Here is a 22,132-nt window from a genome sequence, read left to right as displayed (position 1 = left end):
GCCCCGCGCGTGGCGCCCGCCCCCCACCCCCCCCCCCCCCCCCCCCCCCCCCCCCCCCCCCCCCCCCCCCCCCCCCCCCCCACGTCCGGGTGGACCACCAGGGTGACCCGCCAGCCCTCGCGCACCTGCGCCCGCGCGTGCTGGACGACGACCTGCGGGACGCCGGCCACCGCCGGCTGCGCGATGTGCACCACGTGTCGCGACACGGCCCTGACCCTAGAGGCGCACGTCCACCGCGGGAACGGCGCGGGGTGGGACGGACGGCGGGAGCACCGCCGAGCCCGTAGCATCGCCGCGCTGCACGGACGTCGACCGGTGAGGAGTGCGAGGCGTGGGTGGTCTGCGGTTGCCCGACCTGCCCGCGGCGGTGCGCCGGCGCTGGCTCGTGGTCCTCCTCCTCGTGCTCGCCACCACCGCCGGGGGGAGCGCGTACGCCCTGTCGCTGCCGGACCGGTACGAGAGCGCGGGCGTCCTCTCGCTGACGCTGGAGCCGGAGGCGACGACCAGCACGGACCTCATCCGCATCGAGGCTCCCCGCTACGCCGTCGCGCTCTCGTCACCCGCCGTGCTCGAGCGCGCGGACCGCGAGCTCGGTCTCGGCGGGCGCATCACCAGCGACGACGTCGCGGTGACGACGTCGTCCGACACCGGCAACGTACGCATCGCTGTGACCGACGAGGACCCGCAGCTGGCGACGGCCCTGACCCGGCGCCTCATCGAGGTGGGGACCGAGCTGGCCGCGCAGGATCCCCTGCTGCGCAGCGTGGTGACGTCCGAACCCGTCACGCCGCGGTCCCCGGTCGGTCCGCGGCGCGCGGCCGTCGTGGCGGCCGCCGCCGTGCTCGGCCTGGCCCTCGGCCTGGCGTGCGTGGCGGCCCTGGAGCTGCGGCGCCCGCTCGTGCACGACACCGGCGCGCTCGCCCGCCGGCTCCCCACCGTGCTGGCGTGGGGCCGCGGAAGGGGACGACCGCGCCCGGACGACGGGCGCGACGCCGCCACGGTGCGCCGGCTCGCGGCCGCCGCGGTGGGAGCGGGAGGGCGGTGGCCCGGGCGGGACGTCCACGTCGCCGTCGTGCCCGCGGCCGGGTCCACCGGCGCGCGCGACCTGGCCGGCGCGCTGAGCAGCGCCCTGTCGGTGTCGGCGGCCGGGCGGGCCGCGCTGCCGGGCACCGACCACCGGCCCGCGCCCGAGGTCACCGCGGCAGCGGTCGAGGCACCGGGAGCGGTGGGCGACGCGGCCCGGGTGGACGGCTCGCTGACGACCGCTGACGCCGCGGTCGTCGCGGTCCCCCTGGGCAGCCCTCTCAGGGCGGCGCTGGAGTGCGTGGAGGTCCTGGCGGCCGTGCACGTCCCGGTGCTGGCGGTCGTGACGACCCCCCGCGAGGCGGGAGGACCGGCGCCGGACCCGTCCCCGGGGGCGGGGGCACGCGCCGGCGGACACCGGGTCCACCCGTGAGGTGGGCGCTGGCACCCGCCGCCGTCGCCCTCAGCGCACCGGTGGCCTTCCTGCCCCTGGGCCCGGTGCAGGTCGTGGAGGCCGTCACCCTCGTCGTCGTCGCCACGGTCCTGGCGGGCCGCGCCCTCGACCCCTGGGACGACGTCCCGGCGACGGCGCTGTGGGTGGTGCCCCTGCTACTCGCGGCGGTCGTATCCGCCCCGTGGTCGGTGCACGAGGACGCGACCTTCCGGGCCCTGGCGCAGCTGTCCGCCGGGGCCCTGCTGGCGCTGGCCACCTGCCGGGCCGTGGGCGGCCCCCGCGGTGGCCGGGTCGTGGTCCGAGCCGTGGTGGCCGCGGCCGTCGTCGTGGGGGCGCAGGCACTCCCGAGCGCGTCGCAGCAGCGGGCGGCGTTCGGCGGTGCGGTCGTGGCCGGGCGCAGCACCGGCAACTTCGCCCAGCCCAACGAGTTCGGCCTCTTCACCGCCGTCGCGCTGGTCCTGGCCGTCGCCCTGGCGTCCGCGGCGACCTCGCGCACCGAGCGGTTCCTCACCCTCACCGCCGTCGCCGTGCTCGCCGCGTCGCTCGCCGTCTCGCTCTCGCGCGGCGCGTGGATCGGCGCCGCGGCGGGCGTCGCCGCGCTGGCGCTGCTCCTGCCGCGCGTCCGGCGGGGGCTCCTGGTGGGCCTGCCGGTGGCGGGCGCGCTGGTGGCCGCGGCGGGCGCCGCCCTCCCGGACCTGGTGGGCACCACGCTCCTCGGCCGCGTGTCGTCGCTGTCGGCACCGGCGGACAACCCCTACGACGAGCGTCCGGCCATCTACGCCGAAGCGCGGCGCCTGGTGGAGGAGCGCCCGGTGACGGGGTACGGGCCGGGCACCTTCCCGTACGCCTCCGAGGGCGCCACGGCGATCGGCACCGCCGGACAGGCGGAGCACGCCCACAACGCGCTGCTGACGGTCGCCGCCGAAGCCGGCCTGCCGGGCGCCCTCGCCCTGGTGGTCTGGACCCTGGCGGTCGCCGCCGCTGTGCTCAGCGGGCTCCACCGGGAGAAGACCGCGCCGACCGGGGCGGAGCCGCTCCTGACCGGCGCGCTGCTCGCGGGCTGCGGTGCGGCCCTCTTCGTCGTGGTGGTCCACGGCTTCGTCGACTACCCCCTGCGCAACCCCCTCAACTTCCTCCTGCTGTGGCTGCTGGCCGGCGTGGTGCTGGGCCTGCGGGCGCACCAGGGGGACCCCGCACGTCCTGACCAGGAGAGCACTCGTGACACCTCGTCTGCGCTGCACCGTCGTCCAGCCCTTCGCCACGGTCGGTGGAGCTGAGCTCTGGCTGCTGCGCGTGCTGGCGGCGACCGACCGCCTCGACGTCGACGTCGTCCTGCTCGAGGCGGGACCCCTCGAGGACGAGCTGCGGGCCGCCGGCGTGCGCACGAGCGTGCTGCCGACCGGCCGCACAGCCGCTGCCGTCGCCGGCAGCGCGGTGCGCTTGGGCCGCCTGCTGCACCGGTCGCACCCGGACGTGGTGATGGCCAACGGAGTGAAGGCGGCGGCCGCCCTGGTGCCGGTGGCGCGCGCCCTCGGCGTGCCGGTGGTCTGGATGAAGCACGACTTCTCGCTCGACGCGCACGTCGCCCGCCCGCTGGGACTGCTCGCGGACCGGGTGGTGGCCAACTCCGCAGCCGTGGCGGAGGCCACGGGCCGGACCGACGCCGTCGTGGTGCCCGTGCCGAGACCGCGGTCCGCGGCCGCTCCGGCGGAGCGAGCCAGGGAGGTCTGGCAGGAAAGGGGGGTGCCCTTCGACCGGGGTCCCGTGGTGGCGGTGCTGGGACGGCTCAACCCCTTCAAGGGCATGGACACGGCGGTCCGCGCGCTCGCCCACGCTCCGGCGCGGGAGTGGCGGCTGGTCCTGGCGGGCACGGAGGACCTGGCCATCGGCGCCGGTGAGCGGGACCGCCTGCTGGCCATCGCCCACGACTTGGGCGTCCAGGACCGGGTGCACCTCGTGGGGGAGGTGCCGGACGCGGCGCACTGGCTGGCCGCCTTCGACGCGGTGGCCGTCGTGACCCGCAAGGACACCCGCACCCGCCTGGGGGCCCCGGCTGGCTACGGCAGGGAGGGATACTCCCTGGTCGCCCTGGAGGCCCTGGCGGCGGGGGTCCCGCTCGTCGGCGCCCGCGACAACCCCGAGGTCGAGCGCATGGCCTCGGCCGGCGGGGTGGTCGTCGAGGCGGACGACCCCGCCGACGTGGCGCGCGCCCTGGGCGAGCTGAGCTCCCCCGCCCGCCGGCGCGCGCTGGGCGACGCCGGCCTCGCCCTGGTCCGCGAGCACCCGGACGACCCGCTGATCGCCGACCGTGTCGTGCAGGTGCTCGCCGAGGCGGCGGGACGTCCGGGCGCCGGCCTCTCCGGCGTCCCCGTGACGGTCGTGACGGCGCTGCGCGACGAGGAGGGGCACGTCGATGCGCTGGTCGGGTCCGTCCTGCCGCAGCTGCGCCCCGACGACGAGCACCTGCTGGTCGACGACCGCTCGACCGACGGCACGCGCGCCGAGGCGCAGGCGTGGGCCGCCCGGGACCCGCGCGTCCGGGTCCTCGACGGCCCGGGGGTCAACGCGGCCGCAGCGCGCAACACCGCGTTCCGGCAGGCGCGGCACGAGGTCGTGGCCACCGTCGACGCGGGGTGCTCGCCGGTCGCCGGGTGGCTCGACGCGCTGCGCGCCCCCTTCGCCGAGCCCGGCCCCCCGGACGTCGTCGTCGGCGTGTACTCGGTCCCCGCGCGGTCGGGCCTGTCGGCGGCGATGGCGCTGAGCGCCTTCCCGGACGTGGCGGAGTCCCGCAGGCGGACCCCCTGGCGCCGGGTCCACGGCCGGATCTTCGGCAGGTCCTTCTCGAGCACGCGCCTGGACACCCGGTCCATGGCGGTCAAGCGGTCCGCCTGGGAGGCCGTCGGAGGGTTCGACGAGCTGGCCCGCACGGCGGAGGACGCGGTCTTCGGGCACGCCCTGCTGGGCGCCGGCTACCGCAGCACCCTCGCGCTGGACGCCGAGGTCTCCTGGGAGCAGGCCGACCGGTTCCGGTCGACCGTGCGCATGTACTTCCGCTACGGGACGGGCGGGGCCGAGGCGGGGAACTGGCCCCTGGTCGCCCGCGACCTCGCCCGGGTGGTGGCGCTGGTGACCACGGCGGCGGTCCTGGTCGCCGGCCGGACGCGGTCCCGGGCCGTGGTCCTGGCGGGGGCGGGCGCCTACCTGTCCTCACCGGTGGCCCGAGCCCTGCGGGGGTGTCACGGAGCCGGGGCCCTGCTGCTGCTCCCCGTCGCGATCGTGGTCAAGGACGGGGCCAAGGCAGCGGGCTGCCTCGTCGGGCTGACGCGCCTGCTGCGTCGCCGCGCCGGGGCGGGGGGACGTCGCCGGTGACGGGAACGGGGACCGGGAGGGCGGCCCGGGCCATCGCGCTGCTGTCCTTCGCCGAGGTGGTCGGCAAGGTCGCCACCCTGGGTCTCCTGGTCTACGCCGTGCGCGTCCTCGACCCGGCGACCTTCGGCACCTTCTCCTACGCGCTCGCCTACGGGGCCTTGCTCGCGGTGCTGCCGGCGTGGGGGCTGGACCCCCTGCTCGTCCAGCAGGTCGGGCGGGACCGGTCGCGGCTGCCGGACCAGTACGCCCAGCTGCTCGTGCTGAGGACCGCGCTGGCGGTCCCGGTGCTGCTGGTCGGCGCGGTGGCCGGACTGGGCCTGCGCAGCGGCGACGGTGCCGGGTGGGCGATGGTCGCGATGCTCGTGACAGCCGTCGCCGAGAGCTACGCCCACGCCCCTCGCGCCGTCGCCGGGGTGCTCCGCGAGCAGTCGGCCACGGCACTGGTCCTGGTCGTCCAGCGGGCGCTGACGGCTGCGGCCGCCTGCGGCGCGCTGGCCCTCGGCTGGGGCCTGGTGGGGCTCACCACCGTCTACACGGTGGTGACCGTGGGCGGCACCGCCGTCCTCTTCGCACTGGTGGCGCGCCGGGGCGGGCGACCGGCCTGGTCGGGACTGCGGTGGCGGTCGCTGCGGAGCACGAGCAGGGCCTCGGTCCCGCTGGGTGTCGACGCGCTCATCGGCATGCTGCTGCTGCGCGCCCACACGCTGCTGCTCGGCTGGTTCCACGGAGACCGGGAGGTCGCTCAGTACACGGCTCCCTTCCGGCTCGTCGAGACCGTCCTCTTCGTGACGTGGGCGGTCTCGCGGGTCGTCTACCCCAGCATGGCCTCGGCCTCCTCGACCCGTGCCCTGCGCCGGACGCTGTCCTCGGGCCTGTCGATCGTCGGGTTCTTCTTCGTCCCCTACGCGGTCCTCCTAGCGGTGCGGGGGTACGACCTCCTCGACCTGCTCTTCGGCGAGTACTACGCCGACGAAGGAGCCACCGCGCTGGTCGTCCTGGCCGCCGCCCCGCTGGCGATCGGCATCGGGATGCTGCTGAGCTACGCCCTCGTCGCCCACGGCCGCAGCGACCTGGCCCTGTGGACGAGCGTGATCGCCGGCGCGGCCTCGCTCGTCGCGGACGTGTTCGTGCTCCCGGCCCTGGCCGTCGAGGGCGCGGCGATCACGACGACGGCGGCCTACGCGCTCGAGGCGGTGATGCTCGTCGTGCTGATCCGCCGAACGATCGGTGCGCCCGGCCTCGGGCGCGCGCTGCTGCTCCCGGCAGCCGCCACCCTCCCCGCGGCCGGCGCTGCGCTGCTGCCCATCGGCGTGCTGCCGGCCCTGGCGGTGGCGGGTGTCGTGTACGCGGCCGTCTGGTGGGTGGCGGCACGCAGGTGGCAGCCGGAGGAGGCCGCCGTCCTGCTCCAGGTCCTACCCCGGCGCCGGGGCTGACACGACGTGCTCGAGCATGCCGGCCGCCAGCCGGCGGCTGACGAGGAACCCGGAGGGGTGCAGCACGCGCTGGTGCAAGCGCTCGTGGAAGAAGGCCACGGCGACGTCGGGAGCCAGTCCTGGCGGAGCCCCCGCAGCGCTGAGCACCCGGCCCACCGCTCGGCGACCCTCGCGGAACAACGGGGCCTGCGTCCACGCGGCGCGGAAACGTTCCAGCACGGTCGCCTCGTCGAACGTGCGCAGCGCCGTGCGCTGCTCGAAGATCGACAGGACCAGTTGCAGGACGTCCATCCCCGCGGTCCCGACCGTTCCCGTCTCCCAGTCGATGAACCCCCGGAAGTCACCCCGGACGTCGAGGCTGTTCTGAGGACCCATGTCACTGTGGCGCACGACGCCCGGGACGCCCTCGCGCACACGTCCGAGCGCCGCCACGACCTCGGCGCGCGTCCTCGACGACATCCAGGACCCGTCCGCGGACGGAACACCGGCATCCTGTTCAGCCCGGGCCGCGGTCGCGACCGGTCGGCGCGCCAGTTCCACCAGCGCTCCCACCGCGCCCTGCACCGGTAGGTCCCACGCGAGGTCCCCCACCCCGCAGCCGGGCGGCAGGGGCTGCAGCCTCAGCGGCAGGCCAGCGACACCTTCCTGCACCCACGTGGCCCCGAACACCCCGAGGTGGCGCGGCGCGAAGGGGTAACCGCGCAGCTCCTGCAGCACACGGGCTTCCCGCTCGAGCGCCGAGGTGCGACCGGAGGCGACCTTACACACCACGAGCGGGTGTCCCGCACCACCGAACGCGAACGCCAACCACCCGAAGGAGCGCCGGGCGAAGGCCATGCTGAGCTCGGGTGGCTCTGCAGGCAGGCGGTCCGAGAAGGCCGCGAACTCGCCCCAGCGGTCGGTCACCTGCTGCCGGATCCGGTCGAAGTCGGGCCTGCGCGACGTCGGAGAGGTGCGCAGCGACGCCGCGATGAGCTGCGGTGCGCGGCCGCTGCGCACCAGGGCAGCGCGTCCCCCGCCCAGGGTACCCGCGGCCGGCAGGCTGCAGCGCAGCAGCGCCCCGAGGAGCTCCGCGACGTACTGGCGGGGTTCTGCGCTGGAGGCCTCCACGAACCAGTGGCGGGGGTGGACGGTCCTCGCGTACCTCCTGGACGCCATCGGTGCAGCGTAGCCGAGGCGGGCAGCGCGCCGGCCGACCGCGGGGACGGCTGTCAGCGCACCGGACCCGCCGGGCGAACTTGCCGCACGACCCTGCGCACGCCCACCGGGCGCTCGGCAGCGCTCGCGGGCACCGCGGACGCCGCAGTCGGGCGCAGGCGGGACTGGAGGGCGGTGTACGCGGGCTTGACCGACAGGTCGCGGCGCAGCAACCCGTAGTTGTCGATGTGCGAGGAGGAGACTCCCCGGTCGCGGTCGTTGTACCAGAAGACGTGGGTGACGTAGGGGTAGCGCGTCCGGACCAGGTCCAGGGTCTGCAGGAGGAACTCGGCCTGCTGCTGCTCCGTCACCCCGCGGTTCCAGTTCGACTCGGTGCCCGTGTTCTGGTGGTTCGACCAGCCGAACTCCGTGAACCAAATCTGCTTGTGGCCGTCGCCGCGCTCCACCATCAGCCGGCGGACCGACGCCACGTGCGTCAGGAGGTAGATGTTGGTGCCCTTGGTGTCGGCGGTACCCGGCGCCTGGTCGGACGGCGCGAGGTACGGGTGCGTCGCCAGGACGTCGAAGCTCCCCGCCGCACCCGCGTCGTAGGCCTGCCGCAGCCACGACGTGTCGTTGTAGGACGTGCCTCCCAGGACGACGGGCACCCCGGGGTCGACGTCCTTGACGGCGCTGTAGCCGACCTGCGCCAGTCGCACGTACTGCGCGGGCGTCCCGTTCCAGAACCTCTTCAGGTTCGGTTCGTTCCAGATCTCGTAGGCGTCCACCCGCCCGGCCAGGTGCGCCGACAGCCACCGCATGAACCGGCCGAACTCGCGCACGTCAGCCGGGGGCGCGTTCGTCCCTCCGCCGGGGCTGGCCCACACCGGCGTCATGCCCACTTGAGCGAGCACCTTGATGCCGCGGGCGCGGGCCGCGTCGATCACCCTGTCGGCGCGGTCGACGTACCACTGGCTGGTGCACCCCGAGCACCGCTCCTCGTAGGAGGCCCAGCCGAGATCCAGCCGGATCCAGCCGACGCCGGCCGCCGCCAGGCGGTCGAGCACGACGAGCCGTTCCGCGTCGGTGTACGTCGACCACGTGCCGTGCACGTGGACGCCGACGCTCGGGGCGCTGCCGGTCGGGGCGCTGGGCGCGGGAGACGGCGCGGAAGACGCCCCGGCCGCCGGGGCCGTGGCGAGGGACACCGCCACGAGCAGGCTCAGCACCACGTGGACGAGACGCATCCGGGACGGGCGGCCTGACATGTGCTCCTCCTGCGGAACGTGGTGCACCGGAGAGGACTCCCCGGCGCTGTCCGGCTGTCGGCCGGTACCCCGGGGGGCCTTGAGGCGGCGGGCCCCGGTCTGCGGGGAAACCACTCGTTCGGAGTCGTGCCGGCGGTCGCGGACGGCTCTCACCGCGACGCGTCGCCGTGTCGACCCGGCCGCCGGTGCGTACGATGGGCGGTCCTCGGGAGCTCGGACGAGCTCCCGCGAACCGGAGGGCAGAGCACTGGCTCCACGCGCGGGCGCGACCGGTCCCGGAGTCCTGGCGTCGATCGCGGATCCTGAGCGCGTCGGTGCCCTGCAGCGCAGCGGGCTCGCCCCCGACGATGGGGACAGCGCCGCCTTCGACCGGTTCGCCAGGCTCGCGGCAGCGGTGCTGCGCGCTCCTGTCGCCTACGTGTCGCTGGTGACCGTGGAGTCCCACGTGGTGCTGGGAGCGGAGGACCTGACGGGCACCACCGCGGCGCCGCGCACGATGCCCCTGTCGCAGTCCGTGTGCGCCTTCTCGGTCGCCACCGGTGAACCCCTGGTCATCGAGGACGTCGCGCAGGATCCTCTGGTCCGGGGGAAACCCCAGCTGCAGGCGCGCGGGCTGCGCTCCTACGCGGGTCACCCGCTGACGGTCGACGGCGTCGTGCTGGGCAGTCTGTGCGTGATGGACCGGCAGCCGCGGCGCTGGTCACCGCAGGAGCTCGACGGCCTGCACGACCTCGCGGTGGCCGTGGTGGGAGAGCTCGAGCACCGCCGGACGGCCGCCGACCTGCGAGCTGCGCGCGACGGCGCACGACCGCTGCTGCGCGAGGTGGCCGCCGTCGGGAGGGCCGTGCGGGACCTGGCGGGGAGGGTCGCCAGCTCCGGGGACGGCCGCCTGCTGGAGGTCGCCAGCGCCGCCGTGGCCCGCGTGGAGGCCCTCGACCGGGCGGTCGAGGGCCTCCGGCGCCGAGGCGCCGACCCGTCCACGGACGACGCGCAGCGGACGGTCGACCTCGGCGGTGTCGCCGAGCGCGCCGTGCAGCGCGCGAAGACGTCTACCGACGCCTTCCTCACGGTGCACCGCGACCCCGGTCCGGTGCCCGTGGTGTGCGACCCGGTCCTGCTGGAGCAGGCCATGGACCACGTGCTGGTGACGCTGGTGCACCGCAGCCGCGGCAAGGCCGCCGTCAACCTGCGCCTGCGCGTGGTGGACGACGGTCAGCGGACCGCGGTGCTGGAGGTGAGCGCACCGTCGGCGCACGTCCCGCCGGAGGAGCTCGAACGACTCGTCGGTCGCCTGGACGTGGCTGCCCGCCGCGCACCGGAACAGGGCGCCGGCCCGCTCGTGACCACGACGACGGTCCGCGGCACCAGGGTGGCCGGTCCGTCCGTCCGCGCGGCCACCACGACGGGGGGCGGGGTGCGGGTCACCGCCTGGTGGGTCGTCTCCGAAGACGACTGAACCGCCGCGCGGACGACGGCCCGGAGCGCTGCTCCCTCAGCCTCCGCGGGCTCCCACCACCTGTGTGACCGTCCGCACCATGATCTTGAAGTCCCCCCAGAGGGACCAGTTCTCGATGTAGAAGTTGTCGAAGCTCGCCCTCTCCTCGATCGAGGTGTCGCCCCGCAGGCCGTTCACCTGCGCCCACCCGGTGAGACCGGCCGGGACGCGGTGACGGGCCATGTACCGGGGCACGCGGGGAGTGAACTGGTCGACGAAGTGGGGCCGCTCGGGCCGCGGCCCGACGATGCTCATGTCGCCGCGCAGGATGTTCCACAGCTGGGGCAGCTCGTCCAGCGACGACCTGCGCAGGAAGCGCCCCACCGGTCCGAGACGGTCGTCGTGCTTGATGTTCCAGTTCGTCGCGGACTCGCTGTCGTCGACCGGCTTGAGGGAGCGGAACTTCAGCACCTCGAAGGGCTGGCCGTCGAGTCCGACGCGGACCTGGCGGAAGATGATGCCGGGACCGCCCTCGTGGCGCACGGCGAGCGCGCACACCGCCATGACGGGCGAGAGCAGCAGCAGCGCCGTGGCGGACAAGACCACGTCGACCAACCGCTTGATCTTCCAGGCGAAGGTGCGGAAGGCGGCCCGGCGCACCCGGATGAGCGGCGTGCCGCGCACCTGGTCCATGTCCCGCGTCGTGGTATGCACCTCGAACAGGCGCGGGACGAGGAGGATCTCCACCTCGAGGCGGTCGCACGTGCGCAGGACCTCCACCAGGTCGGCCTCGCGGCGGCTGCCGAACGCGACGACGACGGTCTCCACGGCGAAGTCCTCGATGAGCCAGGCGAGCTCCTCGTACCCGCCCAGGAGGGGGGCCGGCAGCTCCTCGGGTCGTTCAACCCTCGGCCGGGTGTCGACGAACCCCACGGGGTTCAGTCCGAGCTCGGGGTGCTGGCGCAGTGTCCTTGCTATCCGCAGACCGACCTCACCCGCGCCGATGACGAGCGTGGCGTGGCGCAGGCGGCCGTGGCGACGGGCCCACCGCGCCGCGCTGTAGGCCAGACCGCGGAGCACCAAGAGGCTGCCGGTGACGCACACGAGCTGCAGCGCGCCCTCCGGCCGGGACCGCCACTGCACCCCCAGGGCGGACAGGGCGAGCTCGGTGGTCAGGCACGCGACGCCGACCGCGATCACGTAGGGAGCGTCATCGAGGAGGGACCTCGACAGGCGCGGCCGGTACAGGCCGAAGATCCAGAAGCTGATCAAGAGCACGGCGAGCAGCACGGCACCCATCGGCTCCGGCGGCCAGAAGACCAGGCCGACCCCGAGGAAGGCCACGAGGTCGACCAGCAGGAGGTAGAACGCCGTGGGGGCGCGCAGGACCCATGGGCGCAGAGCCTGCGGGTCGAACATCCGCGGTTCGAGGAGGACCCTCCCCTCAGGTCCCTCGTGCGCCAGCGGTCCCGACGTGTGCGCGGAGGCCATGGATCGGCGTGCTCCTTCCCGGAGATCGACGTCGGACCGCACGAGCGTCGTCACCGGGCCGGGACGGGGAGGCGGCGGTCGAGCCCGCCGAGATCGTAGGACAGGTCAGCTCGACGCACAGGTCGAGCTGCCGACGACCCGTCCGCGTCGTCCCTCCTCGACGAAGCGCCAGGAACCACCTCGGCCCACCGGTCCCGAACGGCGTCAGGCCCCCGTCCGCTCGTAGCGGACGGGGGCCTGACGCGCCGGTCACCGACCGGCCGGGGACCTCAGTCCAGGTAGTCGCGCAGCACCTGCGAGCGCGACGGGTGGCGCAGCTTGGACATCGTCTTGGACTCGATCTGGCGGATCCGCTCGCGCGTCACGCCGTAGACCTTGCCGATCTCGTCCAGCGTCTTGGGCTGACCGTCGGTCAGGCCGAAGCGCATCGACACCACACCGGCCTCGCGCTCGGAGAGGGTGTCGAGCACCGAGTGCAGCTGCTCCTGCAGCAGCGTGAAGCTCACCGCGTCGGCCGGGACAACGGCCTCGGAGTCCTCGATGAGGTCGCCGAACTCGCTGTCGCCGTCCTCGCCCAGCGGGGTGTGCAGCGAGATGGGCTCACGGCCGTACTTCTGGACCTCGACGACCTTCTCGGGGGTCATGTCGAGCTCCTTGGCGAGCTCCTCCGGCGTGGGCTCGCGGCCCAGGTCCTGCAGCATCTGCCGCTGGACGCGGGCGAGCTTGTTGATGACCTCCACCATGTGCACCGGGATGCGGATGGTGCGGGCCTGGTCGGCCATGGCGCGGGTGATGGCCTGGCGGATCCACCACGTCGCGTAGGTCGAGAACTTGTAGCCCTTGGTGTAGTCGAACTTCTCCACCGCGCGGATCAGGCCGAGGTTGCCCTCCTGGATGAGGTCCAGGAAAAGCATGCCGCGCCCGGTGTAGCGCTTGGCCAGGGAGACGACCAGGCGCAGGTTGGCCTCGAGCAGGTGGTTCTTGGCCCGGCGACCGTCCTCGCTGATCCACCACAGCTCGCGCTTGAGCGTCTGGTCGGTGACGTCGCCGGAGTGCAGCTTCTCCTCGGCGAACAGGCCGGCCTCGATGCGCTTGGCGAGCTCGACCTCCTGCTCGGCGTTGAGGAGGGCGACCTTGCCGATCTGCTTGAGGTAGTCCTTGACCGGGTCCGCGGTGGCGCCGGCGGTGGCGACCTGCTGGGCCGGGGCGTCGTCGTCGTCGTCGGTGAGCACGAAGCCCCCGGCGGTCGGCTTGGCGGGACCGGAGTCCGCCTCGGCCTCGGGAGCGGCCTCCTCGTCGGTGGCGGCCTCCTCGGCGGGTGCCTCGGTGACGGCGGCGTCGACCTCGGCGAGCAGGTCCTCCTCGCGCACCTCGTCCTCGGCGGGCTCGCCGCCCTCGGGCGCACCGGTGGCGGGAGCCGCGGCGGGCGCGGCCGGCGCCGCCTTGGCGGTCTTGCGGGCGGTGGTCTTGGCGCGGGTGGCCCTCTTGGCGGGCGCGGCACCGTCGACCTCGGCGGAGCCGTCCACCGCGGGGGCGGAGGTCGTGGTGGGGGCCGCGGCGCGCTTGGCGGGCCGGGCGGTCTTGGTGGCGGTGGCGGTCGACGTCGCCCGGCGCGTCCCGGCGGCCGCGACGGCGCGCTTGGGAGCGGCCTCGGGCACGCGGACGGTGATGCCGGCGTCGTCGAGGGCGCGCAGAACGGCCTTCATGCGCTGCACGGGCAGCTGGGCGTCCTCGCACGCGGTGCGGACGGCGTGGGCGTCGACGAAGCCGTGGGTGGTGCCGTGCTGCATGAGCTCCTGGAACGGAGCGGTCGCGAACTCGGGCGGGAGAGGCCGGGAGGTCGGTGCCGACGACACGAACTGCCTTTCGTCGAGGGGCGGAACGGGCCGCGCGGGCAGCGGCCGACAACGTCAACACCAGCGGGTGGGGGTTCATGCCCGGTGACTGCCCGGTGACGACGTCAAAGGACCATTCTGGCACGCCGCGGGCCGCGGCGACGCCCCGCGGGCGCACCGGCCGCGCTGCGCGGGCCGCTCACTCCTCCGGCTTGACCGCCAGGACCGGGCACGGCGCGTCCAGCAGGATGCGCTGCGCGCTCGCGCCGAGGATGAGCTTGCCGACGGGGGTGCGGCGGCGCAGGCCGATGACGATGAGCTGCGCGCCCGTCTGCTCCGCCGCGGTGATGAGGTCGTCCGCGGGGTCCTCGCTGTCGGGCACCTCGCGCAGCTCGTGCCCCAGGCCGGCGGTGTCCAGGTCGGCGCGCACCGCGTCGTGCACGGCCTCCAGCTGCGCCCTCTCGTCGGGGTCGGCCTCGCGGCCCGGTCGCACGCTGTGCACGACGACCAGGGGCTGCGCCAACCGGACGGCCGCCGCGCCGGCGTCGCGCAGGGCGGTCCGGCCCTCGGGGTTGGCCACGTACCCGACGACGATGCCCATCGACGACCTCCTGCGTGCAGCGGCCCGGCGTGCGGCGGAGCGCGGGCTGGCCCGCGCGGCCGGCCGCAGGCCCGGGCGGCTCCTGCGGCGACGACCGTCGCGACCGTACTGCATGCCGCACCGCGTGCCGCGGGGGCCGCCGCCCCCCCGACCGCGGACCCGACCGCCGGCCGGGCTCCTCACCCGGTCGGACCGGGCGGTCGCCGGCGCGGCGGCAGGCCCAGCGCCAGGGCCTGCGACAGCAGGCGCGCCAGCGGGTGGTCGGGGCGGGCCCGCAGCGCCGCGTCGACGGCGGCGCCGGCGCGCACGCCGTCGCCGAGGGACCACCACGCCCACGCCGCCACGGACCACGCCGGGGCGGCCGCCCGGCCCGGGCCCCACCGCGCGACGTCGGCCGCCAGGGCGGCGGTGGCGCGCGCCCGCACCGGGTGGGGCGGGGCGCCGAGCGCGGCCTCCAGGGCGAGGTGGCCGGCCACCGTGGCGGGGCCGGGCACCGCGCCGGGGGCGGCGGTGCCGGCGGGTGCGCCCTCGACGAGGACGTCGGCGGCCCGGGAGCCGGTCGCGCCGGGTGCGGTGTCGGCCAGGACCGCGTCGCGCAGCCGCTCGTCCTCCAGCGCGGCCAGCAGCCGCCCGCACACCTCCGGGTCGGCGGCGGCCACCGGCCCGGCCACCTCGTGGCGGGCGCGCTCGCCGCGCCACAGGGCCAGGTCCTCCCGCCGCCGCCCGGCGGTGACCGGCCGGCGGGCGTGCCGGCGCCGGGCTCGGTCGGCGTCGCGGCGCGCGGGCGAGGCGACCGGGGGTGCGGCGGGCAGCGCCAGCGCGTCGGCGCGCCCGGGCAGGGCGACCAGGCCGCGCAGCACCGCCTCGGCCGGGACGGGGCCGTCCGTCAGCTCCGCGAGGGGACGCCCGCCCGGCGGGCAGCACGCGCCGTCGACGCACCACAGCGAGCGCCAGCCGGCGGGGGCCACCAGCAGGACGTCCACCACCCGGGCACCGCGCCCGCCGGCGTCGCGCAGCAGGTGCTCCACGAGCTCGCCGGCGACCGCGGAGGGCCGCAGCCGCGGCGACGGCCCGGGCGCGGACGGGTGGTCGCCGGCCGGCGCGGCGGCCCCGTCGTGCAGGACGAGGACCACCCGGGCCCGCGGCGGCCACCACGAGGTCAGGGCCGCGGCCGCGGCGGGCGCACCGGCCGCCGCGGCCGGCAGGTCGACGCGGGCGACGCGCCCCAGGCGCTCCCCTCCCCCCGGCCCGGCCGGGGCCAGCAGCTCGACGACGACGGCGCTGTCGCGGGGGTGGAAGCCGAGCAGGTGCGGCAGGGCGGCGAGGAGGTCGGCGGGACCGCGCAGTCGCAGGACGTCGTCGCCGGTGGGGGGCAGCGCGGGACCGGACGGGGCCGGGAGGGTGTTCACCCCGCCACGGTCGCGGCGGCGCGGGCCGCGGCCGGACGAGCGTCCACAGCGCGGCGGGCCGCGTGGCGCTGCGGCCGGCTGTGGAGCCCTCGGGCGCCGGGCCGGCGCGGCTCAGGCGGGAGGTGCCACCGGGTCGCCGCCGGCACCACCAGCGTCGCCGTCGGCGGTGCCGCGCCAGTCGAGGTAGTCCTCGGTGGCCGTCAGCAGGGACCCGGCGACCCAGGCGGCGACGACCGCGTCGTCCAGCAGCCCGAGCAGCGGCAGGAACGCCTCGGGGACGGCGTCCACCGGGGAGACGAGGTACAGCAGCCCGACCGCGGCCACGGCCACCCGGCCGCGACCGGGGCCCGCCCAGCGGCCGGTGGCGCTGTCGCGCACGAGGCCCGGCAGCGCCCGCACGCGCGCGCCCAGGCCCGGCGAGCCGGGGCGGGTGCCCTCGCGGGCGGTGCGCCACACGACGGCCAGCGCCGCGCGGCTGCGCGGCGAGCCGAGCGCCGCGCGGGCGGTCGCGGTACCGGCGACGGCGGAGGAGGAGCTGCGCACGGGGCCTCCAGGCGGGCGGGGCGGTGGGACGTGCGGGGCGGACCGGGTCCCGGGAGGGCCCTGGCGTCCGTCTGCTCAACACCGGCGCGGCGGCCGGCGTTCCCGTCGCGGTCCGCGGAGCGCGCGGAGCGGCTCAGGACGTGCGGGCGCCGTCCCGGCCGAGCGGGGGCAGCGCCCGCTCTGCGTGCTTGGCGATGCGGCGCAGCATGAGCGTGTCCAGCCCCGCCCCGGCGGCACCGCCCAGCACGGGGACGGCGCGGCTGCCGGCGCGGAACAGGCCCGAGCTCGCCGTGCGGGCGAGCAGGCGGAAGCCGACGCCCTTGTTGACGAGCATGAGGACGGCCGGGGGGACCCGCTGGGTGGCCAGCGCGGCGATGCGCCCGCCGGTCGGGATGCCCGCCGAGCGCAGCACGTCGGTGGCGTCGGCGCCGACGAGGGTGAGCAGGACGGCGCTGCGCACCTCCGGCCGGGAGGTGTCGTACCCGCGCAGGTCGGCGATCGCGGCGACGGTGCGGGTGGCCAGCACGTAGAAGCCCAGGACGTTCGCGGGCAGGGCGACGGGCAGCGTCACCAGCCCGCCCACCCCGGTGGCGAAGCCGCCGGCGGCGGCCATCCGGGTGTGCCGGCGCACGACGGCGTGCACGGCGGACTCGGTGCTGGGGTGGCGCCGGCGGGCGTCCGCGGCCACCGCGGCCGCGGAGTCGAAGGGACCCCGGCCGTCGATGCCGACGGCGAGCAGGCGGCGCACCAGCGCGGACGCGCGGGAGTCGTCACCCCGGCTCGCCGCGGCCAGCGGGTCCTGCACCTCGGCCGACCTGCGTCGCCATCGTCCCAGCACGCGCGCTCCTCCCGCGCCCGGCACCCCCCTGGTGCTCCGGCGCGCCAGGCACGCTAGCGCCGCGGGCACCGGCGTGCGCGGCGAGCGCCGCCGCCCGCGGCAGGAGCGTCAGCGGGCGCGGTGCTGCTCGCGCAGGTACGCCGACAGCGCCTCGACGCCGCGCTCGACGTAGCGGCGGCGGCCGCGCCACCCGCGCGGCACCCGGCCCCCGGCCGTGGCCGGGGGCTGGTCGACCCGCGGCATCAGCGCGGGGCGCACGGGGCAGCGCAGGGCACGGCGGTCGCGCCACCAGACGGACACGAACAGCACCAGGAGGCACGTCGGGACGAGCAGCCACATGCGCAGTACCTCGGCCGTCCGGACCGCCGACTTCACCCCCCGAGCGCGACGGCGCCGGGCGACGGGCCCTCCCCGGACCACCCCGGACCACCCCGGACCTCCACGGACCCCGCACAGGTGGTCGCGCCGCCGGCACCGCGCGGGGCCGCCGGAGGTGCTTGGATCCTCGGGTGCCCCGTCCCGGCGCCCGGCGCGGCGCGGCCGAGCCCGTCGAGGGCGAGGCCCTCATCACCACCGGTTCCGCCCGCCTGGAGCGCGACCCCGACGCTCCCGGCGGCTGGTTCGTCCACGTGAACGGCGTGCCCAGCTCCTACGTGGACGTCGCCGACCCGACGAACCTCGTCTTCGAGTACCAGCAGTGGACGGCGGTCGTGCTCGACGAGCTGAGCGATCCGCCGCACCCGCTGCGCGCCGTGCACCTGGGCGGGGCCGGGTGCGCCTTCCCCCGCTACCTGGCGGCCACCCGCCCGGGCTCGCGCCAGCTGGTGCTGGAGGTGGACGAGCGCCTGGCCGACCTGGTGCGCCGCTCCTTCGGGGCCAGCGGCCCGGCGGGCTTCAAGCTGAAGGTCGCCGACGCCCGCGCGGGGCTGGCCCGCGTGCCCGACGGCACCCAGGACGCCGTCGTGCGCGACGCGTTCTCCGGCGACCGGGTGCCCGCGCACCTGGTGAGCGTGGAGTTCCTGCGCGACGTGGAGCGCGTCCTGGCACCCGGTGGCGTGTGGATCGCGAACCTCGCCGACCGCCCGCCGCTGCCGCACTCGCGGGCCGAGGCTGTCACCGCGCGCGCGGTCTTCGCGCACGTGGCCGTGCTGGCCGAGCCGTCGGTGCTGCGCGGGCGCCGGTACGGCAACACCCTGCTGGTGGCCTCGCGGGCCCCGCTGCCGGTCGACCGCCTGGTGCGCGTCCTCAGCGGTGGCGCCGCACCCGCCCGGCTGCTGGCCGGCGAGGACCTGGACCGCTTCGCGGCCGGGTCGACGGTCGTCACCGACGCCGCCCTGGGCCTGGAGCCGCCCGCCGCGCCCCGCACCCCCACCGACCCCACCACCGACCCCACCACTGAGCAGGAGCCCGACTCGTGACGCACGCGCTGCACGCCCTGGCAGCACCGGCGAGCGCCGCCGACCCCGGGCAGGTCGGTGGTCTGACCGGTTTCGTCCTCCAGGTGGTCGACGCCCTGGGTGCCCCCGGCGCGGGCGCGCTGAGCTTCCTGGAGGTGGTCTTCCCGCCGATCCCCAGCGAGGTCGTCCTGCCGCTGGCCGGCTACCTCGTGCAGGTGGGGCGCATCGACCTCGTCGCGGTGCTGGTGCTGTGCACGCTGGGCGCCTGGCTGGGCGCGCTGGTGCTCTACGGGTTCGGCGCGGCCGTGGGGATCCGCCGCGCGGCCGCCCTGGCGGACCGGATGCCGCTGGTGGAGGCCGACGACGTGCACCGCTCGGCGGACTGGTTCCGCCGGCACGAGGGCGCGGCGGTCTTCACGGGCCGCTTCGTCCCGGGCGTGCGCAGCTTCATCTCCGTGCCCGCCGGGGCGGCGCGGATGAACCTCGTGAAGTTCTCGCTGCTGACGCTGCTCGGCTCGGGCATCTGGAACGCGGTGCTCATCGGCATCGGCATGGCGCTGGGCACGCAGTACCGGCTCGTGGAGGAGTACGGCCACTACGTCGACTACGCGGTCTACGCCGTGCTGGCCGCGCTGCTGGCCCTGGCGGTGACGCGGCGCGTGCGGCGGGTGCGGGCCGAGCGCCGCGCCGGCTGAGCACGCCCGGGGCCCCTGCCCCTTGCGGGCCGGGCCGCCAGGCGGTGGGATGCCCTGCACGACGGGGCGGCGGTCCCGCCCCGCGCCCAGGGGCGGAGGTGCCGGCAGCGGTGACGAGCGCGACGGACAGCACGAGCGGGCGGGGCGCGCCGGACCCGGGGGGCGAGGAGCACCCGCGGGCGGTCCCCGAGGTGCCCGCCCCGCGGGAGCGGACGGGCCTGCGCCGGCCGGCCCGGCTGACCTCCCAGCTGCTGGCGGCGCGTGCCGCCTACGTCCTGCGCGGCAACGACCTGGGCACCATGACCTCCGCCGCACCGCGGCTGTACCCGCACATGTGGAGCTGGGACGCCGCGTTCGTGGCCGTCGGCCTGGCGCGGCTGTCGGTGCCGCGCGCCGTCCTGGAGCTGGACACGCTGCTGGGCGCGCAGTGGGGCAACGGGATGGTCCCGCACATCGTCTTCGCCCCCGGCGAGAGCGGGTACTTCCCGGGGCCGGAGCGCTGGGGCTGCCACCTGGGCGTCCCGCACGCCCCGCCGTTCCCGGCCACCTCGGGCATCTGCCAGCCGCCCGTGCACGCGGTGGCCGTGCAGCGGATCGTGGAGGCGGCTCGGCGCCAGGGCCGCTCGGACCGCGAGGCCGCGGGTGACTTGCTGGACCGCGCCTGGCGCCCGCTCGTGGCGTGGCACCGGTGGCTGGCCACCGCGCGCGACCCGCAGGAGCGCGGCCGGGTGGTGCTGCACCACGGCTGGGAGTCGGGGATGGACAACTCCCCCCGCTGGGACGAGCCGTACGCGCGCGTGGTCGTCGGTGACCTGCCGCCGTACGAGCGCCGCGACACCCGGGTCGTCACCGACGCCTCGATGCGCCCCAGCGACCGCGAGTACGACCGGTACCTGTGGCTCATCGAGGAGATGCGCCGGGTGCGCTACGACGACCGGCTCGTGCACGAGACGGTGAGCTTCGCGGTCGAGGACGTCCTCGTCTCGGCGCTGCTGGCGGTGGCGTGCGACGTGCTGGCCGACCTGGGCGAGGAGCGCCAGCAGAGCGCGGCGGACGTGGCGGACCTGCGCTCGTGGGCGCAGCGGTTCCGCCGGGGCGTGGTGGAGTCGGTGGACCCGGTGACGGGGCTCGCGCGGGACCGGGACGTGCGCACGGGACGGTGGCTGGCGACGCCGACGGTGGCGGGGTTCGCGCCGCTGCTGTGCGGGGGGTTGTCGCGCGCCGACGAGGCGCGCCTGCTGGCCGTGCTGGACTCCGAGCAGTGGTGCGGGCACCCGGGCCTGCTGGCGCAGGTTCCGCCGTCCACGTCGCCGGCGGCGCCGGGGTTCCGGCCGCGCGAGTACTGGCGCGGGCCGCAGTGGCCGGTGGTGGCGTGGCTCTTCCACTGGGCGTTCGCGCGGCGCGGGTGGGCCGAGCGGGCCGCGGTGCTGCGCGAGGAGGGCCTGCGGCTGGTGGGCGCGGGCGACTTCGCCGAGTACTACGACCCGCTCAGCGGTGAGCCGCTGGGCAGCATGCAGCAGTCCTGGACGGCGGCCGCGGTGCTCGACTGGCTGTGCTGAGCGGCTGAGCGGCTGAGCGGCTGAGCGGCTGAGCGGCTGAGCGGCTGAGCGGCTGAGCGGCTGGGCCGCCGGGCCGGGTGCAGCGCCCCAGCCCGGCGGTCCGACGGCTCAGGCCGGCGACTCGGACCCGTCGCCGCTCCAGTCGACGTGGAAGTCCCCGTCGCGGTCGGTGCGCTTGTACGTGTGCGCGCCGAAGAGGTCGCGCAGGCCCTGCACGAGCGCGGCGGAGGAGCGGGGGCGGCGCAGGCCGTCGTAGTAGGCCAGCGCCGAGGAGAAGCCGGGCGCGGGCACGCCGTGGGCCACGGAGTGCTGCACGACCCGGCGCCACGCCTCCTGGCCGCGGGCGACGGCGTCGGCGAAGTAAGGGTCCAGGAGCAGCGAGGGCAGGTCGGGCTGCTTCTCGTAGGCCTCGCGGATGCGGTCGAGGAACCTGGCCCGGATGATGCAGCCGCCGCGCCAGATGGTCGCCATGGCGCCGGGGTCGATGCCCCAGCCGTACTCCTGCGACCCTGCCCGGATCATGTCGAAGCCCTGCGCGTAGGCGACGACCTTGGAGGCGTACAGCGCCGCGCGCACGTCGTCGACGAACGCGTCGGCGTCGCCCTCGGCCACGAACGGGCCGTCCTCCGCCGGGCCGGGCAGCACGCCCTGGGCGGCGCGGCGCTGGTCGGTGTGCCCGGACAGCGCGCGGGCGAAGACGGCCTCGGCGATGCCGGAGACGGGGGTGCCCAGGTCCAGGGCGGTCTGCACCGTCCAGCGGCCGGTGCCCTTCTGCTCGGCGGCGTCGAGGATCACGTCCACCAGCGCCACGCCGTCCTGCGTGGGGTCGTCCTTGGCGAGCACCTGCGCGGTGATCTCGATGAGGAAGCTCTCCAGGTCCCCGGCGTTCCAGCTCTCGAACACCTGCGCGAGCTGGGCGGGGGTGCGGCCCAGGCCGTGGCGCAGCAGGTCGTACGCCTCGGCGATGAGCTGCATGTCGGCGTACTCGATGCCGTTGTGCACCATCTTCACGAAGTGGCCCGCGCCGTCGGGGCCGACGTGGGTGGAGCACGGCGTGCCGTCCACGGACACGGCGATGTCGGCGAAGATCGGGCCGAGCTTGCCGTAGGCGTGCTCGGACCCGCCGGGCATGATGCTGGGACCGAGCAGCGCGCCCTCCTCGCCGCCGGACACCCCGACGCCGGCGAAGTGGATGCCCTGCTCGCGCAGCGAGGCCTCGCGGCGGCGGGTGTCGGCGAAGTGGGCGTTGCCCGCGTCCACGAGGATGTCGCCCTCGCTCAGCAGCGGCGCCAGCTCCTCGATGACGGCGTCGGTGGGGCCGCCCGCCTTGACCATGACGATCACGGTGCGGGGGGACTCCAGCGAGTCCACGAACTCCTGCGCGGAGTACGCCGGCACGAAGGTGCCCTCGTGGCCGAACTCCTCCACCAGCGCCCGGGTGCGCGCGTCGGTGCGGTTGTGCACGGCGGTCACGTAGCCGTGGCGGGCGATGTTGCGGGCCAGGTTGCGGCCCATGGTGGCCAGGCCGGTCACGCCGATCTGGGCCTTCGCGGGGGTGCTCTCCGGTGTGCTCACGCGGGCACCTTCCCACGGGCGGGCGGTGCCGGGAACCACCCGCCCACCTCTCACGGTGGCGCCCGCCCTG

Annotated in this window: 18 protein-coding genes; 8 read left to right on the top strand and 10 right to left on the bottom strand. The window is 76.4% G+C overall.

Annotated elements, in window-relative coordinates:
* Window positions 1-331 precede the first annotated feature (331 nt).
* The 4 genes from ACRYMY_RS08910 to ACRYMY_RS08895 are packed head-to-tail and all read left to right on the top strand — an operon-like array spanning window position 332 to window position 6,279.
* A complete protein-coding gene (locus ACRYMY_RS08910; protein WP_432546902.1) occupies window positions 332-1,456 on the top strand; it encodes a YveK family protein in 1,125 nt (374 codons plus the stop codon).
* Window positions 1,453-2,754, top strand: a complete 1,302-nt coding sequence (locus ACRYMY_RS08905) for an O-antigen ligase family protein (protein ID WP_432546901.1) — start codon at window positions 1,453-1,455, stop codon at window positions 2,752-2,754. The genes ACRYMY_RS08910 and ACRYMY_RS08905 overlap by 4 nt, the downstream gene beginning before the upstream one ends.
* Entirely contained in the window at window positions 2,696-4,846 is a 2,151-nt protein-coding gene (locus tag ACRYMY_RS08900) for a glycosyltransferase (RefSeq protein WP_432546900.1), read from the top strand. The genes ACRYMY_RS08905 and ACRYMY_RS08900 overlap by 59 nt, the downstream gene beginning before the upstream one ends.
* The gene (locus ACRYMY_RS08895; RefSeq protein ID WP_432546899.1) at window positions 4,843-6,279 is read left to right on the top strand and encodes an oligosaccharide flippase family protein; all 1,437 of its coding nucleotides are present in this window, start codon (window positions 4,843-4,845) and stop codon (window positions 6,277-6,279) included. The genes ACRYMY_RS08900 and ACRYMY_RS08895 overlap by 4 nt, the downstream gene beginning before the upstream one ends.
* Here the strand turns inward: ACRYMY_RS08895 and ACRYMY_RS08890 are convergent.
* Both ACRYMY_RS08890 and ACRYMY_RS08885 read right to left on the bottom strand, forming a co-directional pair.
* The gene (locus ACRYMY_RS08890) at window positions 6,259-7,389 is read right to left on the bottom strand and encodes a hypothetical protein (protein ID WP_432546898.1); all 1,131 of its coding nucleotides are present in this window, start codon (window positions 7,387-7,389) and stop codon (window positions 6,259-6,261) included. The genes ACRYMY_RS08895 and ACRYMY_RS08890 overlap by 21 nt on opposite strands.
* A gap of 101 nt (window positions 7,390-7,490) precedes the next feature.
* Complete coding sequence (locus tag ACRYMY_RS08885) at window positions 7,491-8,684, bottom strand: cellulase family glycosylhydrolase (protein ID WP_432546897.1); 1,194 nt, start codon at window positions 8,682-8,684, stop codon at window positions 7,491-7,493.
* Here ACRYMY_RS08885 and ACRYMY_RS08880 point away from each other — a divergent pair.
* Window positions 8,683-10,140 carry a GAF domain-containing protein gene (locus ACRYMY_RS08880; RefSeq protein WP_432546896.1) on the top strand — a complete coding sequence of 486 codons (1,458 nt, stop codon included), beginning with the start codon at window positions 8,683-8,685 and terminating at the stop codon, window positions 10,138-10,140. The two genes, ACRYMY_RS08885 and ACRYMY_RS08880, sit on opposite strands and share 2 nt — an antisense overlap.
* A 36-nt stretch (window positions 10,141-10,176) precedes the next feature.
* On the opposite strand, the gene ACRYMY_RS08875 is transcribed toward ACRYMY_RS08880, so the two are convergent.
* From ACRYMY_RS08875 to ACRYMY_RS08845, 7 genes are all read right to left on the bottom strand, one after another.
* Window positions 10,177-11,610, bottom strand: a complete 1,434-nt coding sequence (locus ACRYMY_RS08875) for a sugar transferase (RefSeq protein WP_432546895.1) — start codon at window positions 11,608-11,610, stop codon at window positions 10,177-10,179.
* A gap of 269 nt (window positions 11,611-11,879) precedes the next feature.
* A complete protein-coding gene (locus tag ACRYMY_RS08870; RefSeq protein ID WP_432546894.1) occupies window positions 11,880-13,400 on the bottom strand; it encodes an RNA polymerase sigma factor in 1,521 nt (506 codons plus the stop codon).
* 244 nt (window positions 13,401-13,644) lie between these two features.
* Window positions 13,645-14,046 carry a universal stress protein gene (locus ACRYMY_RS08865; protein WP_369056246.1) on the bottom strand — a complete coding sequence of 134 codons (402 nt, stop codon included), beginning with the start codon at window positions 14,044-14,046 and terminating at the stop codon, window positions 13,645-13,647.
* A 179-nt stretch (window positions 14,047-14,225) separates the two neighbouring features.
* Entirely contained in the window at window positions 14,226-15,455 is a 1,230-nt protein-coding gene (locus ACRYMY_RS08860; RefSeq protein ID WP_432546893.1) for a DUF4192 family protein, read from the bottom strand.
* Window positions 15,456-15,566: 111 nt separating this feature from the next.
* Window positions 15,567-15,998 (bottom strand): YkvA family protein, encoded by a 432-nt coding sequence (locus ACRYMY_RS08855; RefSeq protein WP_432546892.1) that lies wholly within the window; start codon window positions 15,996-15,998, stop codon window positions 15,567-15,569.
* A gap of 133 nt (window positions 15,999-16,131) precedes the next feature.
* Window positions 16,132-16,836 carry an EcsC family protein gene (locus ACRYMY_RS08850; protein WP_432546891.1) on the bottom strand — a complete coding sequence of 235 codons (705 nt, stop codon included), beginning with the start codon at window positions 16,834-16,836 and terminating at the stop codon, window positions 16,132-16,134.
* A gap of 108 nt (window positions 16,837-16,944) precedes the next feature.
* Window positions 16,945-17,175 carry a hypothetical protein gene (locus ACRYMY_RS08845; protein ID WP_432546890.1) on the bottom strand — a complete coding sequence of 77 codons (231 nt, stop codon included), beginning with the start codon at window positions 17,173-17,175 and terminating at the stop codon, window positions 16,945-16,947.
* Window positions 17,176-17,345: 170 nt separating this feature from the next.
* On the opposite strand from ACRYMY_RS08845, the gene ACRYMY_RS08840 reads away from it, so the two are divergent.
* The 3 genes from ACRYMY_RS08840 to ggh all read left to right on the top strand — a co-directional run bounded on the left by ACRYMY_RS08840 (window position 17,346) and on the right by ggh (window position 20,487).
* Window positions 17,346-18,254, top strand: coding sequence for a spermidine synthase (locus ACRYMY_RS08840; protein WP_432546889.1), 909 nt, complete (start codon window positions 17,346-17,348; stop codon window positions 18,252-18,254).
* Window positions 18,251-18,928 (top strand): DedA family protein, encoded by a 678-nt coding sequence (locus tag ACRYMY_RS08835; protein ID WP_432546888.1) that lies wholly within the window; start codon window positions 18,251-18,253, stop codon window positions 18,926-18,928. Before ACRYMY_RS08840 ends, ACRYMY_RS08835 begins: the two co-directional genes overlap by 4 nt.
* Window positions 18,929-19,146: 218 nt before the next feature.
* Window positions 19,147-20,487, top strand: coding sequence for a glucosylglycerate hydrolase (ggh, locus tag ACRYMY_RS08830; protein WP_432546910.1), 1,341 nt, complete (start codon window positions 19,147-19,149; stop codon window positions 20,485-20,487).
* 108 nt (window positions 20,488-20,595) lie between these two features.
* Here the strand turns inward: ggh and gndA are convergent, their stop codons facing one another.
* Complete coding sequence (gndA, locus tag ACRYMY_RS08825; protein WP_432546909.1) at window positions 20,596-22,002, bottom strand: NADP-dependent phosphogluconate dehydrogenase; 1,407 nt, start codon at window positions 22,000-22,002, stop codon at window positions 20,596-20,598.
* Window positions 22,003-22,132 lie beyond the last annotated feature (130 nt).

Origin of the sequence: Kineococcus haloalkalitolerans, assembly GCF_050871905.1 — a bacterium.
In the GTDB taxonomy this organism is placed as follows: domain Bacteria; phylum Actinomycetota; class Actinomycetes; order Actinomycetales; family Kineococcaceae; genus Kineococcus.
This window is presented reverse-complemented; position numbering and strand designations above follow the sequence as displayed.